The 17,916-nt window shown below is 72.9% G+C and carries 13 protein-coding genes; all 13 read left to right on the top strand.

Annotation, left to right across the window (positions count from 1 at the left end):
* Positions 1-119: 119 nt before the first annotated feature.
* The 13 genes from A3IG_RS0108045 to A3IG_RS0107980 all read left to right on the top strand — a co-directional run bounded on the left by A3IG_RS0108045 (position 120) and on the right by A3IG_RS0107980 (position 17,886).
* Positions 120-1,238: a mechanosensitive ion channel family protein gene (locus A3IG_RS0108045; RefSeq protein WP_026220018.1), complete on the top strand. Its 1,119-nt coding sequence runs from the start codon at positions 120-122 to the stop codon at positions 1,236-1,238.
* A 405-nt stretch (positions 1,239-1,643) separates the two neighbouring features.
* Positions 1,644-2,285 carry a hypothetical protein gene (locus A3IG_RS0108040; RefSeq protein WP_018383038.1) on the top strand — a complete coding sequence of 214 codons (642 nt, stop codon included), beginning with the start codon at positions 1,644-1,646 and terminating at the stop codon, positions 2,283-2,285.
* A 301-nt stretch (positions 2,286-2,586) separates the two neighbouring features.
* Positions 2,587-3,993 carry a hypothetical protein gene (locus tag A3IG_RS0108035; protein ID WP_018383037.1) on the top strand — a complete coding sequence of 469 codons (1,407 nt, stop codon included), beginning with the start codon at positions 2,587-2,589 and terminating at the stop codon, positions 3,991-3,993.
* Positions 3,994-4,081: 88 nt separating this feature from the next.
* A complete protein-coding gene (locus A3IG_RS0108030; protein WP_040911015.1) occupies positions 4,082-5,077 on the top strand; it encodes a glutamate ABC transporter substrate-binding protein in 996 nt (331 codons plus the stop codon).
* Positions 5,078-5,199: 122 nt separating this feature from the next.
* The gene (locus tag A3IG_RS0108025; RefSeq protein ID WP_051087421.1) at positions 5,200-6,492 is read left to right on the top strand and encodes a hypothetical protein; all 1,293 of its coding nucleotides are present in this window, start codon (positions 5,200-5,202) and stop codon (positions 6,490-6,492) included.
* Positions 6,489-8,936, top strand: coding sequence for a serine/threonine-protein kinase (locus A3IG_RS0108015; protein WP_078500175.1), 2,448 nt, complete (start codon positions 6,489-6,491; stop codon positions 8,934-8,936). The genes A3IG_RS0108025 and A3IG_RS0108015 overlap by 4 nt, the downstream gene beginning before the upstream one ends.
* A gap of 4 nt (positions 8,937-8,940) precedes the next feature.
* Positions 8,941-10,149, top strand: coding sequence for a PP2C family protein-serine/threonine phosphatase (locus tag A3IG_RS0108010; RefSeq protein ID WP_018383032.1), 1,209 nt, complete (start codon positions 8,941-8,943; stop codon positions 10,147-10,149).
* A gap of 52 nt (positions 10,150-10,201) precedes the next feature.
* On the top strand, positions 10,202-11,545 hold the full coding sequence (locus A3IG_RS0108005; RefSeq protein ID WP_018383031.1) for a vWA domain-containing protein: 1,344 nt from the start codon (positions 10,202-10,204) through the stop codon (positions 11,543-11,545).
* Between the two features lie 24 nt (positions 11,546-11,569).
* Positions 11,570-12,493: an FHA domain-containing protein gene (locus tag A3IG_RS0108000; RefSeq protein WP_026220014.1), complete on the top strand. Its 924-nt coding sequence runs from the start codon at positions 11,570-11,572 to the stop codon at positions 12,491-12,493.
* Between the two features lie 60 nt (positions 12,494-12,553).
* A complete protein-coding gene (locus A3IG_RS0107995) occupies positions 12,554-12,952 on the top strand; it encodes a globin (RefSeq protein WP_018383029.1) in 399 nt (132 codons plus the stop codon).
* A 178-nt stretch (positions 12,953-13,130) separates the two neighbouring features.
* A complete protein-coding gene (locus A3IG_RS33585) occupies positions 13,131-14,132 on the top strand; it encodes a hypothetical protein (protein ID WP_018383028.1) in 1,002 nt (333 codons plus the stop codon).
* Positions 14,129-17,377, top strand: coding sequence for a LamG domain-containing protein (locus tag A3IG_RS0107985; protein WP_018383027.1), 3,249 nt, complete (start codon positions 14,129-14,131; stop codon positions 17,375-17,377). The genes A3IG_RS33585 and A3IG_RS0107985 overlap by 4 nt, the downstream gene beginning before the upstream one ends.
* On the top strand, positions 17,374-17,886 hold the full coding sequence (locus A3IG_RS0107980) for a hypothetical protein (RefSeq protein ID WP_018383026.1): 513 nt from the start codon (positions 17,374-17,376) through the stop codon (positions 17,884-17,886). The genes A3IG_RS0107985 and A3IG_RS0107980 overlap by 4 nt, the downstream gene beginning before the upstream one ends.
* Positions 17,887-17,916 lie beyond the last annotated feature (30 nt).

The following is a 17,916-nucleotide window of genomic DNA, read 5'->3' as shown; positions in this document are numbered from 1 at the left end:
CCTGCCGAGGCCAGCGGCGGGTCCGGTTAGTGTGGGACTCGGTGAACCGGCCGCTCCGGAACGCCGCAGGGCCTCGTCCCCCCAGCACACGCCCGAGGCCGTGATCGGAAGGATGCGTTGTGTTCTGGTCCGCTCGAACCGCGTTTCTCGCCGTTGCCCCCTCCCCTTCCCCCTCCCCGTCGCCGCCCGAGAGCGGACGGGAGCTGGAGGACGCGCAGACCTCGATGTCCAACGCCGCCGAGTGGGTGGATGAGAACTGGCAGGAGTGGCTGGCCGCCGGGCTGAGGATCGCCTTCATCCTGGTGGTCGCCCTGGTGCTGCGGTTCGTCGTCCGGCGGATGATCACCAGGCTGATCGCCAGGATGGCCCGCGGTGCCGTGACCGGGCCCGGGCGCGCGCTGGACGGGCTGCTGGTCAACGCCGAGCGCAGGCGGCAGCGGTCCGAGGCGATCGGGTCCGTGCTGCGCAGCATGGCGTCCTTCATCATCCTGGGCACAGCCGCGCTCACCGTGCTCTCGGTGCTGCGGATCGACCTCGCCCCGCTGCTGGCCAGCGCGGGGGTCGCCGGCGTGGCGATCGGGTTCGGTGCCAGGAACCTGGTCACCGACTTCCTCTCCGGCGTCTTCATGATCCTGGAGGACCAGTACGGCGTCGGAGACGTGATCGACGCCGGAGTGGCCACCGGGACGGTGATCGAGGTCGGCCTGCGGGTGACCAAGCTCCGCGGGGACGACGGGGAGATCTGGTACGTGCGCAACGGCGAGGTCAAGCGGATCGGCAACATGAGCCAGGGCTGGGCCACCGCCCTGATCGACATCCAGGTGGGCTACCAGGAGGACCTGGACCGGGTGCGCAAGGTCATCCTGACCGCGGCCGAGCGGATGGGCTCCGAGGAGCCGTGGAACGAGACGCTGTGGGAGCCCGTGCAGGTGCTGGGTCTGGAATCGGTCACCGGCGACATGATGGTGGTCCAGGTCCAGGCCAGGACCATGCCCGGCAAGGCCCTCGCCGCGGCGCGCGAGCTGCGCTGGCGGATCAAGCGGGCGTTCGACGAGGCCGGCATCCGCATCGTCGGCACGGTCGTCGCCCCCGCCCAGGACCAGTCCCCCGTGTCCGACCCCTCCTCCGCCGTGGCCCCGCCCTCGGCGCTGGGGAACCCCATGTCGCCCCAGTCGCTCGCGGCCTCCCCGCTGCCCGGGGCACAGCAGGGCCCCGGCAGCCCCGGCCAGCAGAAGTAGCCGCCCGCGGCGGCGGTGGCCCCACCCGCCACCGGGAGGGGGGCACCCCGGCCACCTCCCTTACGGCCCGTGCGCGGACGTGCCCGTCCCACCGCTCTATCCCCCGTTTGGGGGAAGGCCCGCGATTCGCGACCGCGACCCGTCGCGGCGGCGTTACGTTCCTTCGCGGCGAGCGAGGGGAGAGGACCGGGGCACACACGGCCGGCTGCCGGAGGACGACTACCGCGCGAGCCTGACCGGTCGTTCCCGGCCTCTCCCGCTGCCGTGGTCCGGCAGTGAGCCGCCAACCGGCTGTCCCTGCGTGCTCGTGGCGGGTCCCTGGCTCCCGGTGCGGAACCGGGCCCGGTCCGCACCGGGCCCCGCCGGCTCCCCGGGCGATCCCCCACCCACGAGGAAGGTGTCATCATGCGGATGTTCCCCCTGGCACGACGGCTGCGCACCGCACTGGCGGAACGACCCCGGCCACGTCTGGGTGCCCTGGTCGGTGCCGGCGCCCTGTTACTGGGGCTCGTCGCGCTCCCCGGCGGCTCACGGGCCACGTCCGGGCCGGCGGGGCCCTCCTCGGGACCGGTGGCGGAAACGTTCCTGGACGACCCGCGCGCCGCCCGGACGACGCCGGTCCGCAGCGCCACCGACGTGCCCCGGTCGAGGGTGCGGGTCACCCGCAAGGCGGAGCCGGTGCCCCCGGGCAGCCGGACCACCATCACCGTGCGGGTGGAGGCCCCGGACCCCGGCCACCTGTGGATCTACCTCGACCGCACCGAGGAGGGGAGGTTCGGCCATCAGTGGGCGAACGGCCCGTTGCCCGGCCTCACCGCCTCCATCGACCAGGACTGCGACTCCTTCACCGACCCGGAGCGGATCGGGACCGGCACCGGGTTCCGCTGTGCCACCCCGGCCGGTTCCTGGACGGCGAACCTGAGGGTCGAGGTGCCCGTGGACACCCGTCCCGGCGCGGTCGCGTACTTCGACGCCTACCACCAGATGGGCTCGACCCTGTGGAACGCCGGAGGGATGTCCGGCGGGTTCGTGGTGGGCAGACCCTGATCCGCCCCGGGGAGGGTCCACACCGAGGCGCCGGCACCGTCGGGGCTGCCCCGGCCCGACTTCCCCGGCCGTGACCGCCGGCTGGTGACCCCGGCCCGCGGCCGGGGAGCTGCTGGTGCCGTCCCCACCGCGGAACCAGCAACGGACGCGCCGCGTGAAAGAGTCAAGGGACCGTGTTCGCGGGGCGGGTTCGTCACCGTGGGGGCGCACACGGGTCCAGGACGTGGACAACAGGCCGACAGATGTCGGTCCCCGCCGCCGCGACGTCGGCTGAGGGGATCGCCACCTGGGGGGAGGGGTAGTGGCTGCGACGCCAACGGGCACCGGACGGACAGCCACCGGCGGCTCGACCGGGGCCGGTGGGCGGGCGGCGACGCGGGTTCCGACCGGCCGGCAGTGGTGGCTGGAGTTCCGCGCCGCCACCCGGACCGAGCCCGGCCGGCTGCGCCTGATCAGCGCGGCGCTGGTGCTGCTGGTGCTGGTGTCGGGCGCCAGCGTGACCTGGCAGGTGTCGCAACGCCGGGACACCGTCACCAACGTGACGGACCACAGTCAGCCGCTGAGCACCGACGCCGCCGAGATCTACCGGTACCTCGCCGACGCAGACGCCACCGCGGCCAGCGGGTTCCTCGCCGGTGGGGAGGAACCCAGGACCACCCGGAACCGGTACGACCTCTCCATCAGGGAGGCCTCCAACCGGTTGGTGAAGGCCGCCAGCAACTCCACCCCGGGCAGCGCCGGCGAGCGGGAGATCACCCTGCTCAGCCGGGAACTCCCGTTCTACACCGGCCTGGTCGAGACGGCACGGGCCAACAACCGGCAGGGCCTGCCGCTCGGCGGGGCCTACCTGCGGCACGCCTCGAAGCGGATGCGTGACAAGCTGCTGCCCGCGGCGGAGAGGCTCCACGACGTGGAGACGGCACGGCTGCAGAGGGACTACGACGACGCGGAGGCGTTCCCGTGGCTGGCCCTGGGCTGCGGTGTGGTGGCGCTGGGTGGCCTGCTGTGGGTCCAGCGCCGGCTGTACCGCCGCACCAACCGGGTGTTCAACGTGGGCCTGGTGGCCGCTTCGGGGGGCGTGGTGGTGCTGTTGCTGTGGACCTCGGTGGGGCACCTGGTGGCCCGGCAGCACCTCCGGGAGAGCAACGCCAACGCCGCCCGGTCCCTCGGGGTGCTCAGTGAGGCGCAGATCGCCGCGCTGAAGGCGCGGGGTGACGAGAACCTGACCCTGGTCGCCCGTGGCTCGGGAGAGGCCCACGAGAGGTCGTACCAGGACGAGATGGCCTCGCTCAGCACCGGTACCCGCGACGCCGCCCCCCTGCTGGACGAGGCGTTGCGGCTGGCCGACGACGACCGGGGCCGGACGGCGGTGGAACAGGCCCGGACCGGGCTGGCCCAGTGGAAGGAACGTCACACCGCGGCCAGGGCCAAGGACGACGGGGGCGACTACGACGACGCCGTGGCCCTGGTGATCGGCGGCGAGGACCAGCGGGGCCGTCAGGTCACCGAGACCACGGGGAAGTCCTTCGACATGGTCAGCGACCGCCTGAAGGAAGCCGTCGCGCTCGAGAAGAAACAGCTCAGGCGGGCGGCGCGGGACGCGGACGACGCCTACACCGGTCTGCCCGTCGGCGGGGCCGCGGTGGCGCTGCTGGCGGCGGGCGCCGTCGTCCGCGGCGTGGGGCAGCGACGGGCGGAGTACCGGTGAGCGGCCAGCAGCCGGCAGGTACGGCGCGTGGGTGCCCCGGCGGGGGCCCGGTAGTGGCAAGCTCGTGCATGCGAGGAGGTGCCTGCGGATGAGAACGAGGACGCGTCCCGGACGTGGTCGGCGTGGGCTTCGGGGATGGGGCGGGGTCAGCGGCATGGTCTGCGCCTGCGCGCTCGCGCTGACGGCGACGGCGATGCCGTTGCTCGGCGACGAGCCGGGGTCGGCGGACCCGACCGCGCGCGGACCCAGGGTGGTGCACGCCAACCGCGCCGCCGACGAGGACTGCGACACGGCCAGCCTTCGCCCGACGGGCTTCGAGGAGTCAGGGGCCGCCCTGGAACGCATCAGGAAGCGCCGCAAGCTGGTGGTGGGGGTCGACCAGAACAGCTACCTGTGGGGGTACCGCGACCCGGCGTCCGGCGAGCTCGTCGGTTTTGACATCGCCCTGGCCAAGGCGATCGCCCGTGACATCCTGGACGACGAGGACGCGATCATCTTCAAGATGGTCCCCACCGACCAGCGTGAGTCGCAGATCGAGGCGCGGAACGTGGACATGGTGGTCCGCACCATGTCGATCACCTGTGACCGGATGGACCGCGTGGCGTTCTCGACCGCGTACTTCGAGGCCGGCCAGCAACTGCTGGTGCCGAAGTCGTCCGGCATCCGGGAGTACGACGCCGGGCTCGCTGGGAAACGGGTCTGCACGGCCAGGAAGTCCACCGGCGAGGACAAGCTGCGCCTGGACGGGCACGGGGCCCGGTTGGTGCTGGTCGACAACCAGTTGGACTGCCTGGTGCGGCTGCAACTCGGCGAGGTGGACGCGGTCCTGACCGACAACGCCCTCGGCGCCGGGCAGGCGGCGCAGGACCCGCAGGTGCACCTGGTGGGTGACCGGGTCACCGATGAGTACTACGGGATCGCCATGCACCGGGGCGACACCGACCTGGTGCGCCGGGTCAACAAGGTGCTCGAGGACTACCGTGCCGGCGGGGTGGACAGCGAGTGGATGCGGTCGTTCGACACGTGGCTGGGTGACCACCTCGAGCGCCCGCCCCTCCCCCCGGAGGCCAACTACCGGGACTGAGCGGGTCCGGTCGGCCCGGGTGGGTGACAGGAGTGGACGGGGCCGGGGCTGAGCAGTCTCGAAGGGGATGACGTCAGGGCGTCGGCGCGGGCGTTCCGCTGCGAGGAGGGGGTTCCATGGTGATGAGCCGGGATGAGGTGGACCGTGCGCTGGCACGGCTCGCCTCCGAGTACGAGGCGATCGAGTCGTCGCTGCTGGCGTTGCAGGACCACGCCGGACGCAGGCTGCTCGAGGGCGCCGACCTCACCGGCCTGACCAGGGACCGCTGGACCTTCGCCGAACAGGCCATATCCCTGCTGTGGGTGCACTTCGACGCCTACACCGAGGCGCTGGCCGAGGCGCGGGCGGTGCGGGCCCGCCGCAACCGGCCCAGCGTCACGGACCTGGCCGAACTCACCGAGCTGCTCAGCGGCTCCGGGGTCACCGTGGCCGGGGGCAGGGTGCCGGACGGCGCCCGTGCGCTCACCGGGCCGGCCCGGCTCACCGAGCAGGTGAGCCTCCAGGACCTGGTGGACCGGATGAACGGTTGGTACGCGCAGGCACTCGAGGTGGTGACGGCCGCCGACGCGGTGTGGTCCGCGCTGCCGGCCAGGATCGACCTGCTCACCGCCGAGGTGCGGCGGGTGCGTTCGCTGGCCGGCTCGGTGGGGGTCCGGCCGGGCGAGCACCCGGCGGGCGACGACCTCGAACGGATCGTGGACGAGGTGGCGGCGCTGCGCGATCGGGTGGTCGCCGACCCGCTGGCGTTCTGGTCCACGGACGCGTCCACCACGTCCGGGGGGAGCCGCCCCGGGCGGCCCGACACCGCCGGGTACGACCGCCTGGCCCGGGAGTTGGAGGAGGTCAGGCGGGAGGTGGAGGCGGTGCTGCGGGTGCGGGACGAGGCCGACGAACGCCTCTACCGGGTGCATGACGTGCTGGCCAGGGCCGACGCCACCCTGGCCGAGGCCAGGGGTGCCCGGGGTGAGGTGCTGGCGAAGATCGCCGCTGTTGAGGTGCCCGCGGTCAGCGGACCGGCCACCGGGCTGCGCGAGCGGGTCGCCCTCGCGGTGACGTACCGCAGGGCGGCGCAGTGGCAGCGGCTGTCCCCGCTGCTCGACGCGTTGGAGCAGGGCGTGGACGAGGAACTGGCCAGGGCCCGCGAGTCGTTGACCGCGGTCACCGAGCCGCTGGCGGTCCGGGCCGAACTGCGGGGGAGGCTGGACGCCTACAAGGCCAAGGCCGCCAGGCTCGGCCTGGCCGAGGACCCGGAGCTGCTGGAGCGCCACGACATCGCGCGGCGGCTGCTGTGGAGCGCCCCGTGCGACCTGCGGGCCGCGGGGCAGGCGGTGCGGCGCTACCAGGAGTCGGTCGCCGAGGCGCTGGCCCCGACGCCGGTCCGGAACGCGAACCAGAACCACTGGGGGAGAACATGAGCGCCTGTCAACGCCCCAACTGCTCAGGGACCCTCGAGGACGACGGCCTCGGCAACCTGTACTGCGACACCTGTGGCATGGCCCCGGAGGCCGCCGCTGCCGGGCCCCGGAGTCCGGTCGCGGCGGCGACCGCGGCTGCTGCCGGTTCCGTCTCCGCGGGGGCCGTGCCGAGTGCCCCGTCGGGCAGTGTCCCGTCGCGGGGTTCGGCGTCGTCCCGTTCGGTCCCCGGCCGGCTCTCGGGGCGTGCCTCGCACTCGGTGTCCGTGCGCAGCGCCCGGTCGAGCAGCGGCGCCGCGGCGCGCCGCCGGTTGGGTGCCGGCCTGGTCAGCGTCCCCGCGGTGCCGCGGCCCGATCCGCGCGCCGCGGTGCTGGAGAACCCCGAGGTCCGCGAGCGCAGCCGGTTCTGCGGTTCCTGCGAGGCGCCGGTGGGCCGGGGGCGGGCGGGCCGGCCGGGCCGCACCGAGGGCTTCTGCACCAAGTGCGGCAACCCCTACTCCTTCGTGCCCAGGCTCCGGCCCGGCGACGTCGTGCACGGGCAGTACGAGGTGGTGGGCTGTCTGGCGCACGGCGGTCTGGGGTGGATCTACCTGGCGGTGGACCACGCGGTGGACGACAAGTGGGTGGTGCTCAAGGGCCTGCTGGACACCGGGGACCCGGACGCGCTGGCCGTGGCGGTCGCCGAGCGCCGGTTCCTGGCCCAGATCGACCACCCGAACATCGTCGGCATCATCAACTTCGTCGAGCACCGGGACCCCGGTTCCGGCAGCCTCGACGGGTACATCGTGATGGACTACGTCGGCGGCAAGTCGCTCAAGGACATCGCCAACGAGCGGCGCACCAGCGGGGGACGCCGCGAGCCGATGCCGGTGGAACAGGCCATCGCGTACGCCCTCGAGGTCCTGGACGCGTTGGGCTACCTCCACGACCGCGGCCTCGTGTACTGCGACTTCAAGATCGACAACGTGATCCAGCAGGAGGACCGGCTCAAACTGATCGACCTCGGAGCGGTCCGGCGGCTGGACGACCAGGGCGGTGCGATCTACGGCACGGTGGGGTACCAGGCACCCGAGATCGCCGAGGCGGGTCCCTCGGTCTCCTCCGACCTGTACACGGTGGCGCGGACCCTCGCCGTGCTGACCTTCGACTTCAGCACCTACACCACCACCCACGTGCACAGCCTCCCCGAGCCGGACACCGTGGAGGTCTTCTCCCGCTACGAGTCGTTCTACCGGTTGTTGGTCCGCGCCACCGACCCCGATCCCCAGCGCCGTTTCGCCTCAGCCGACGAGATGGCCGAACAACTCACCGGGGTGCTCCGCGAGGTGGTTGCGCTCCAGACGGGACAGCCACGACCTGCGGCGTCCACGCTGTTCGGCCCGGAGACGCGGGTGGTGGACACCGACCTGCTGCCGGTCGAGGAGGACCCGCAGGTGCCCGCCCCGGCGTTGCGCGGGGCTCGCCGTTCGGGCCGCGCCGCGTCCGGCGGCGGTGCCCCGGCCGCCGCGGCGCCGGCCGGCGGGCCGCCGCCGGTGGTCACGCTCCCGGCCGCCGCCACCGCGCTGGCGCTGCCCGTGCCCCGGCCCAGCGCGGGTTTCCTCGCCGCGCTGGCCGCCACCGGTGCGACCACACCGGACGCGGCCCTCGAGTCGGTGCCGCCCGAGTCGGTGGAACGGCGGATCCACGAGCTGCGCGCCAGGCTGGAGGCGAACGACCTGGCGGCGGCGGAGCAGGGCATGACGGCGCTGGAGGCGGACTGTCCCGACGACTGGCGGGTCGTCTGGTACCGGGGCCTGGTCGCGCTGAGCCGCGGCGACCACGGGACGGCCGCCCTGTCCTTCGACGCGGTCTACGACGCGTTCCCCGGCGAACCCGCCCCCAAGCTGGCCCTCGGGGTCTGTGCCGAGCTGCTGGACCAGTGGGACAACGCCGCCGAGTACTACCGGTTGGTGTGGTCCACCGACCGCTCGTTCGTCAGTGCGGCGTTCGGCCTGGCCCGGGTGCGGCTGGCCGTCGGCGACCGGGGCGGCGCGGTGCGCGCCCTGGAGTCGATACCGGAGGCGTCGACCCACTACACGGCGGCAAGGGTGGCCGCGGTACGCGCCCGGTTGAGGAAGCGCTCCGCCGCCGAGCCGTTGCTGCCGGACCTGACCGCGTCCGCCGCACAGATAGCCCGGCTCGAGCTGGACCCGCGGCGCCGCGAGGCCCTCACCATCGAGGTGCTGGGAACCGCGCTGGAGTGGCTGGTGCTCGGCGGGACGGGAGGCCCCGGCGGCGTCGGGGCGACGGCCGCCGGCTCGCTGCTCGGCAGCGAGTTGTCCGAACGGGGCCTGCGGTTCGGGCTCGAGCGCTCCTACCGGGTGCTGGCACGGCTGGCGCAACGAAGCGAGAAACGGATAGAGCTGGTGGACAGGGCGAACCAGGTGCGTCCCCGGACATGGGTGTGAAGCGATGCCGCAGTTGACCGCGTGCCCGATCTGCGCGGAGCCGTGCGAACCGGACGACCACTACTGCGGCGGGTGCGGCGTGGAGCTCGCCGCGCTGGCCGGCAACGCCCCGCCGCACGGCTCGGCGGCCCGCCGGGCGGGCCCGCCCGGCGGCGGACGGGGCCCCGTGCCGTCGAGTGCCGTGCGAACGGTGCCGGCACCACCGGGGGCACGGGGAACGGGCCCGGCGGCGCCGGGCGCGGCGGACCCCCGCGGGACCGCGGGGGTCCGCCGGTCACCGGCCCCCGCGCCCCGCGGTCACCCGGACAGGACCTGTGTGTCCTGCCACACCGGCGGAATCGACAACGACGGCTACTGCGAGAACTGCGGCCACGCCCAGCCGCGAGAACGGGATCACATGGAGCGCGAGCTCGAAGGCGTCGCCGGGGTCAGTGACCGCGGCCTGAGGCACCACCGCAACGAGGACGCCTTCCAGGTGTCCGCGACCATCCTGCCCAGCGGCGCCCCCGCCGTCGCCGCCGTGGTGTGCGACGGCGTTTCCTCGGCGACCCGTCCGGACGAGGCCTCGGCCGCCGCCGCTGAGGCGGCGACCGACGCGCTGCTCGACGCCCTGGAGTCAGGCGCCGACCCGCAACGGGCGATGCACGACGCACTGCTGACGGCGGCTGAGGCGGTGGCCGCGCTGTCCGACGGTCCGAGCCGTGACTACAACGCCCCGGCCTGCACCTGCGTCAGCGCGGTCGCCGCTCCCGACGCGGTCACCGTCGGCTGGATCGGTGACAGCCGCGCCTACTGGATACCGGACGACCGCGTGGACCCGCGGCGGCTGACCGAGGACGACTCCTGGGCGGCCAGGATGGTCTCCGCCGGGCTGATGTCGGCCGCCGACGCCTACGCGGACGAACGGGCGCACGCCATCACCGGGTGGTTGGGCGCCGACGCCGTGGAGATCGACCCGCACACCCTGTCGTTCCGCCCCGAGGGCCCCGGGGTCGTGGTGGTCTGCACCGACGGGCTGTGGAACTACGCCGAGTCCGCCGTGGAACTGGCCGCGGCGGTGCCCCCCGACGCGCGCACCGACCCCCTGCGCTCCGCCCGGCACCTGGTCGGCATCGCCCTCGACGGCGGCGGGCACGACAACGTGACGGTGGCCGTGCTGCCGTTCCCCCCGGCTGCCGGACGCGGCACCGAACCCGCGGCACCCAGGCCCTGACGCCGCGCCGCCGCCCCCAGTCAGAACCCGTTGCCCAGAAGGAGTCCCCACATTGGCCAGGCTCGCGAAGTCACACCTGCCCGAGTTCAGCGTCGAGGTGTACCAGAACGAGTTCCTTCCGGAGGGAGGTCGGGAGGTCAACGCCGTGGTCACGGTCACCGCGACCGGCGGTGGGACCACCGGCGGGATGCCGCTGACCGCCGTCGGCACGGCTGACGGCGGGCGGCCCGACGCGGCCGTGGTGCTGATGGTGGACTGCTCGGGTTCCATGGACTACCCGTCGGAGAAGATGAGGGCCGCCCGGCAGGCGACCGCCGCGGCGATCGACACCGTCCGCGACGGGGTCTCGTTCGCCGTCGTCGCCGGCACCCACGTGGCCCGGGAGATCTACCCCGGCAACGGTGGGCTCGCCGTGGCCGACCAGTTCACCAGGCGCGACGCCAAGGAGTCCCTGCGCCGGCTGACCGCCGGCGGCGGAACCGCGATCAGCTCCTGGTTGCGCCTGACCGACCAGTTGCTGCACTCCCAGGACGTGGCGATACGGCACGGCATCCTGCTCACCGACGGACGGAACGAGCACGAGAAGCCGGCCACCCTCCTCGACACGCTCGGCGACCTGTCCGGCCGCTTCACCTGCGACTGCCGCGGGGTGGGCACCGACTGGGAGGTCGAGGAGCTCACCCGGATCTCCTCCGCGTTCCTGGGTTCGGTGGACATCGTCGCCGACCCGTCGGGTCTCGAGGCGGACTTCCGCTCCATGATGGAGACCGCCATGGGCAAGGAGGTCGCGGACGTCGGGCTGCGCCTGTGGACGCCGCAGAACGCCGAGGTGGTGTTCCTCAAGCAGGTGGCCCCGACCGTGGAGGACCTGACCGCACGGCGCACCGAGGCCGCCCCCAGGACCGGCGACTACCCGACCGGCTCCTGGGGCGACGAGAGCCGCGACTACCACCTGTGCGTCCGGGTCCCGTCGGCCTCGGTGGGCGACGAGATGCTGGCCGCACGGGTGAGCCTGGTCCTCGGTCAACCCGACGGCGGTGTCTCGGTGCTCGCACAGGGCCTGGTGCGGGCCGTGTGGACCGACGACACGGCAGCCTCCACCCGGATCAACCCCCAGGTCGCGCACTACACCGGCCAGGCCGAACTGGCACAGATGATCAAACAGGGCCTCGAGGACCGCAAGGCCGGCAACCTGGACTCCGCCACGGCCAAACTGGGTCGGGCCGTGCAGCTCGCGAACGCCTCCGGCAACGAGAACACCGCAAAACTGCTGGCTAAGGTCGTGGACGTGGTGGACGCCGCCAGGGGTACTGTTCGCATCAGACCAGGTGTGACGGAAGCGGACGAGATGACCCTCGAGACGCGTTCCACCAAGACCGTACGCGTTAAGAAGTAAGCACGAGGGCGGAGGGGGATGCGCATGCCGACCTGTCCTGTCGGCCACGAGTCGAGGACCGCCGACTACTGCGAGGTGTGCGGGCGGCCTATGATGACCGGTCGGCCGCGCCCGACGCCTCGCCCCGCCGGTGGCCAGTACCCGGAGACCGGCCCGGAGCACTGGGACCCGGACCCGGACCCGGAGAGCACGGCCGCCGTCGAGCTCTGTCCCCGGTGCCGGACCCCGCGGGAGAACGGCGAGCCGTTCTGTGAGGGGTGCCGCTGGAACTTCCAGGCGTCGGGCGGGGGCATGCCGCCGGGGCCGGGAATGCCACCGCCCGCGCCGGTGCCCGCGCCCCCGGTCGCCGCGCACGGGGGGATGCCGCCCGGACCCGCGGCTCCGGTCCCGGTGCGGCCCGCGCCGGTGGGGCACTCGGGTGGGGGCGGGTGGGGTGACCCCGCCCCGGACACCGGGCAGACCAGTTATCCGTTGCAGCCCCCGACGCCGCACCCCGGGCCCCTGCCCGGGCCGCGCCGGGCCCCGTCCCCGTGGTACGTCACGGTCATCGCCGACCGCGAGTACTACACCGCGATGATGGGCCGCAGCGGCCCCGAGGCACAGAGCCTGTTCTTCCCGCCGTACTGCCCCGAGCGCCGTTTCGAGCTCAGCGGGGGCCAGCTCCGGATCGGACGGACCCGGCACCGCCCGTCGGAGGAGGTCCCGGAGATCGACCTGTCCCGGCCGCCAGAGGACCCCGGCGTCTCGCACAAGCACGCGGTGCTGGTGCAGCAGCCCGACGGGGCCTGGGCGGTGATGGACCAGGGCTCCACCAACGGCACCACGATCAACGGCGCGGAGGAACCGATCACGCCGTTCGTCCCGGTCCCCCTCGCCGAGGGCGACCGGGTCCACGTGGGGGCGTGGACCACGATCACCGTGCACCGCCTCGACCCGTCCCGTCCGTAGCCGGCCGTGCCCCGGCCCTGGCGGGGCGGGGCACGGCCGGTCTGCGACCATGGAGGGGTGATGGAGATTCGGCGCGGCACAGTGCGCAGGGAAACGTTCTACGAGGCCGTGGGCGGTGAGGAGACCTTCCGCCGCCTGGTGCACCGTTTCTACCAGGGGGTCGCCGAGGACCCGCTGCTGCGGCCGATGTACCCCGAGGAGGACCTGGGCCCGGCCGAGGAGCGGCTGGCCCTGTTCCTCATCCAGTACTGGGGCGGGCCGCGCACCTACAGCGAGCAGCGCGGCCACCCCCGGCTGCGGATGCGGCACGCCCCGTTCCGGGTGGACCGCGCGGCGCACGACGCCTGGCTGCGCCTGATGCGCGAGGCCGTGGAGTCCCTCGAGCTGCCCGAGGACCGCGAGCGCGAGCTCTGGGACTACCTGGTGTTCGCCGCCGGCTCCATGATCAATTCTCCCTGACGCCCCGGAGCGGGGGCGGCGCCGCCCCTCGGCCCGCGCTGCCCCGCCTCCGGCGGCCGGACCTCGACGGGTCTGGTCCTCCCGGGTGAAGCCCGCCCCTCGGGTGCGTCCCGCGGTCCCGTCCGCGGTACGTGAGCACTGAGCCACGACGGACCAGTGCACACGGCGGAGGCGCGGAGTGACGCTCTACGACGGTTTCCTCATGCGGGACTCCCTGAGTGACACCGGCACCGTTCCCTCGCCCGGATACCCCTACCACTCGCCCGACATCGTCTCGCACTCCCAGGTCTCCGACCCCGGTCGGTTCCTCACCGACACCTACGACCGCGACCCCACGCAGCCCGTGGAGCTGGGCAGTCGGCTCAACCCGGTGTACGTGCGGGCGAAGAACCTCAGCAGCAGACCGCTGACGGGGTACCACGTCTCCGTCTTCCGGGCGAACACCTCGTTGTTCCTCCGACCCAGCGTGTGGAGCGGCCACCCGCTGCGCACGGCGAGCGGCGCCACCTCGGTGGCCCTGCCGCCCACGGTGGCACCGGGGGCGGTCGGCGTCGGACAGGACTACTTCCTCCTCGACGCCATCAGCAGCAACGAGTTCTGCTGCGTCGGCATGGTGAGCGAGACGCCACACCCCACCATCCCGGCGGACTTCCCCAGTTACGACGCGTACATCCTGTGGGTCAGGCAGAACCAGAACGTCTGCGGGCGCAACCTCAACCTGGTGCGGGACTACCCCAACCGCGCCTTCGAGCGGCTCGACACCTTCTCCAACCCCTCGAGCAGCGAGCACGTGCCCACTCTGTTCGAGGTCACCGTCAGTGGCGCGCTCCCCGCGGGTTCGCGGTTCGGCATCCAGTGCGTCGCGCTCGGCATCAGCACCAACTGGCCGACCAGCGAGGGGCCGGTGCAGACCGAGTCCACGATGACTCCGCCGAGCTTCGACGGCGCCGTCACCACCTGGGCGCTCCTGCCCACCGGCGCGGCATGGCCCCGGGGGGCCAGCGTGGACACCACCGTGTGGGTGGGGATCCGGCCGGAGAGCCAGGCGGCGGCGTACCACACCCCCCTGGAGAGGCTGGGGGTCAGCCGCACGGCGGTGGAGGGCCTCGGGGACGCCGGTGTGCTGGTGAGGCTCGGCAACAGCGGCACGGTCTTCGTCTCGTCGCGGGAGGCCCGGTGAGCACGGCAACCGCCAACGACGCGACGTACGTGGTCCTCGACCTGGACGGCACGTCCCATGTCGAGACGGCTGCCGACCTCGGCGTCCGGCTCGACGGGAGCGCACCGTTCACCGTCGAGGCCTGGATCAAGCTCGACGTCACCGCGACCGCGTCGCTCCTCTCCCAGGAAGGCGCCTTCTCCTTCGGCGTCGCCGGGCCCAGCCTGGTGCTGTCGGTCAGCGGACTGCCGTCCGTCACCTCCAACCCCAGGGTGCAGCCGCTCACCAGCAGCGACTGGCACCACGTCGCCGTCACCCACGCCAGCGGCACGTTCCGCTTCTACATCGACGGCCGGTTCAACGCGTTGCAGGCGGTGTCCGGCACGGGACGGCCCACCGGCGCGCCCTTCCTCATCGGCAAGGACCTCCAGGCGCACCTGAGGTCGTTGCGCGTCCACAACACGGACCTGTCCCTGGACGCGGTCCGGGCCGTGATGTTCGGGGGAGCCGACCCGGCGACGGTCGTCGCCGACCTCGACTTCTCGGTGACTCCCCCGGTGGACCGGGGACCCGGCCACCTGCCGCTCAGGCCCGGGCCCGGCGTGCGGATGACCCGCTGCACCCCCGCGCTGGCACTGACCGGAACGGCGTTCGCCGAGCCGTTGGGAGAACACCGGGTCAACCCGGGCGGGGCGCAGGTCGATCCGTACACCGTCCAGGCCTGGTTGTGCGTGGAGTCCACGGCGCAGCCGGAACAGGCCGTCCTCGTCAACGGTGACCTCGAGGGCATGACCGGGATGGCGCTGTACCTGGAGCACGACCCGGCGGCCGGGGGGTTCCGTGTGGTGTCGCAACGGGGCTCGAGCCTGAGCCCCACCTCCTCGCTACGGTCCACCTCACTGGTGAAACCCGACAAGTGGACGAACATCGCGACCACGTTCGACGGGGTGCTGCTCACCGTCTATGTGGACGGCCAGCCCGCGGGCGCCGCCGCCTTCGGTCCCGTTCCGCTCGACAGCGCCCACGGGGAGGTGCAGATCGGCGCGGGGTTCACCGTCGACCAGCCGTTCGCCACGATGCCGCTCCAGGGGCACGTGTCCCGGTTGGAGGTCTGGAGCCGGGCACTGACCGCCGCCGAGGTGCTCACCCACCTCCACACGCCCCCCGCCGACGACGCGCCGGGGCTGGAGGCCAACTACGACTTCACCACGGAGCGGATGCGTGACGACCTCGGCGACCACCCCGTCGGGCTGGCCGACGGAGCGACCGTGGGCGAGCACACGGAACCCGCGACCGCCGGTGGCCCGGCACCCACCGGCCGCCCGGCGCTCACCGCGTCGCCCGAACCGCTCTCCCGGGTCGAGCTGGAGGCACTGCGCGCGTCGATCGACCCCGCGGCGCTCCTGCGGGAGCACGGGGCCGACCTGCGGCGCGCCATGGAGGCCGACACCGCGGCGGTGCCCGGTGCCGAGGACCGGCAGCGGGTCCACGACGCCTGGCAGGAGGTGCTGGATCAGATCGGCCGGGACCCCACCGCACTGCCGTTCTTCCTGACCACCCATCTGGTCGACGGTCACCATGTCGTCCTCTGCCACCGGCGGGGTGAGACCCATGTCGCGCTGCAGATGCCGGTCACCGAGATCGACGAGTGCACCATGTGGAAGGTCGTGCTGGTCTTCATCGTGGTGGCCGGGGTGCTCGACGCCCTCTTCGCCGTCCGCGCGTACCTGAGCCCGAACGCGGTGCGGTACATCAGCAACACCGTTCTGGGTCTGCCCAAACTCAGGGTGCTCCTGGCCGTGGGAACGGCGGCGACCGCGGCCGAGATCTTCGCGTTGGCAGCGGAGCTGTACGCCCACGGCATCCTGCGCCAGCTCCTGAACATGGTGCTGGAACTGGGCTTCTGGGCGCTGATCAGGATCGCGGTGCGGCTTGGACTGACGCTCCTCGGAGTGGGCGCCGCGGACGTGATCGCCTCCCTGGTCGCGACCACGGCCACGTTCATCCTCCACTACTCCAACAAACCCGCCTCCTGCACGCCCCTGCCAAAGGTCGAACTCACCGGGATCAAGTTCGACCACGACCCGACGGGGACCGCCGCCGACGCGCTCACCATCCGCCGCGACCGCGACACACCGGTGCCGCAGGTGCAGTGGACGAAGGACCTGACCAAGCCGGAGGAGTCACCGGCGGCCTACGCCGTGACCCGGGTGGCCAACCGGGCGATCAACATCCAGGCCGGGTTCGCGGCGACCGGCCCCGCCGATGCGGCGACGTCCGTCCAGGTCAAGGCGGACGGCGGCGGGTTGCTCGGTCCGATCGACCCGTTCACCGTCACCTTCGAGAACGGCACGTCGAAACCCGCCTACGTCACGATCCCGCTCAACCACCACGCGCTCGCCAGTGGGGGCGTGCGGCGCCAGGACATCACGTGGACCTGGTCGTACCGGGTCCCCGAGGGGTCCTGGCAGCCGATGGCCACCACGGCGCACCGGGTCTACGCCGTCCTGGACACCCCGTCACTGCCGTGGCGGCCGGAACCGAACGGCGGCACCCAACAGCCGTGGACCGACGTGCTCGACCTCGCCTGCCAGTGGGCGGGCGGGGCGACGACCCCCGGCGACGCCGCGGCCGCGATCACCACACGGGTCAACGGCTCGTTGGGACTGACCTACGACACCGACTCCGGGACGTCGGTGTACACCAGCGACGACGGCTACGGGCAGGTCTTCTCGTGCACGGCGTTCCTCAACGAGCTCGGCAACCGGCCCGGCGGGCAGGGCAAGAAGGTCAACTGCACCGACTGCGCCTCGATCGTGACGGCGTTCGCCAACGTCCTCGGCTGCAACCTCAAGGCGTTCGTCATGGGGTCCGGCAGTCGGACTGGTTTCGGGTGCAACAAGATCCAGGCCATCGGACACCAGGACTGGGCGTACCCCTTCGCGAACCACGCCTTCGCCTACCACGAGGTCGCCTGGGACGGGAAGGGATGCTTTGACGACCCACTGTACGACGCCTGTCTGAAGGTCGACGGCGGTACCGCCCCCTGGGACTGGACGACCGCATCGGTCCAGCACCTGCCGACCCTCCCGCTCCGGATGACGTTCGAAGCCGGGGAACTCGCCCCCGACCTGCCGATCCCAGCGCCGTTCACCGCGTCCTCGTACCGGGAGCGGCTGGCCGCGAACAACCTGGGCGGCATCCCCCAGTGCCGCCCCCTCGGCCCCTGGATGGGGACCCAGAACGGCTGCCGGAGGGTGCAGTGACCCAACCCCCGCCCGAGTCCGGGCAACCGGACCACGTCAGCTCCATCCGCCGCACCGCCAAGGAGGTCCACGGGTTCGACGACTGGCCCGGTCGCGACGCCCCCGCGCTGCCGGCTCCGTTCCTGCCCGACTACGGGGTGCTCGACGACCTCGCCCTGGAGCACCGCGGACGGATGCCCAACACGCGCCACGCCTTCGTCGACAAGCTCACCGGGGCGGCGGGAACGCGCGTCGCGGTGTGGGTGCACCAGTACCCGACACCGGCGGACGCCCAGGAAGGGCTGGTCAACGTGCTGGAGCGGTCGATGCTGCTGCGGCTGCCGAGCTGCGCGGAACGGGGCATGGAACCGGTCGGGGACGTCTGCTTCTGCGGGTCGGCCGACCCGATCGGCTTCGTCGTGTTCACCCGGGCCAGTGTCCTGGTGCGCGTCCAGAGCATCGGCGACACCCCGGTGTCCGTCACGAGGACCGCCGCGGAACTCGACCGCCAGGTCACCGCGGCCCGGTGAGACCGCGCGGGTGCGGCGACCCCGCGACCC

Source organism: Wenjunlia vitaminophila DSM 41686 (assembly GCF_000380165.1).
In the GTDB taxonomy this organism is placed as follows: domain Bacteria; phylum Actinomycetota; class Actinomycetes; order Streptomycetales; family Streptomycetaceae; genus Wenjunlia; species Wenjunlia vitaminophila.
Note: the sequence above shows the minus strand (reverse complement) of the source record. Positions and strands in the feature narration are given on the sequence as shown.

Bases quoted from the DNA above. Each gene is read 5' to 3' on its own strand.
- A3IG_RS0108040 (WP_018383038.1), top strand. From the start codon at position 1,644: ATGCGGATGTTCCCCCTGGCACGACGGCTGCGCACCGCACTGGCGGAA.
- A3IG_RS0108030 (WP_040911015.1), top strand. From the start codon at position 4,082: ATGAGAACGAGGACGCGTCCCGGACGTGGTCGGCGTGGGCTTCGGGGA.
- A3IG_RS0108025 (WP_051087421.1), top strand. From the start codon at position 5,200: ATGAGCCGGGATGAGGTGGACCGTGCGCTGGCACGGCTCGCCTCCGAG.
- A3IG_RS0108015 (WP_078500175.1), top strand. From the start codon at position 6,489: ATGAGCGCCTGTCAACGCCCCAACTGCTCAGGGACCCTCGAGGACGAC.
- A3IG_RS0108010 (WP_018383032.1), top strand. From the start codon at position 8,941: ATGCCGCAGTTGACCGCGTGCCCGATCTGCGCGGAGCCGTGCGAACCG.
- A3IG_RS0108000 (WP_026220014.1), top strand. From the start codon at position 11,570: ATGCCGACCTGTCCTGTCGGCCACGAGTCGAGGACCGCCGACTACTGC.
- A3IG_RS0107995 (WP_018383029.1), top strand. From the start codon at position 12,554: ATGGAGATTCGGCGCGGCACAGTGCGCAGGGAAACGTTCTACGAGGCC.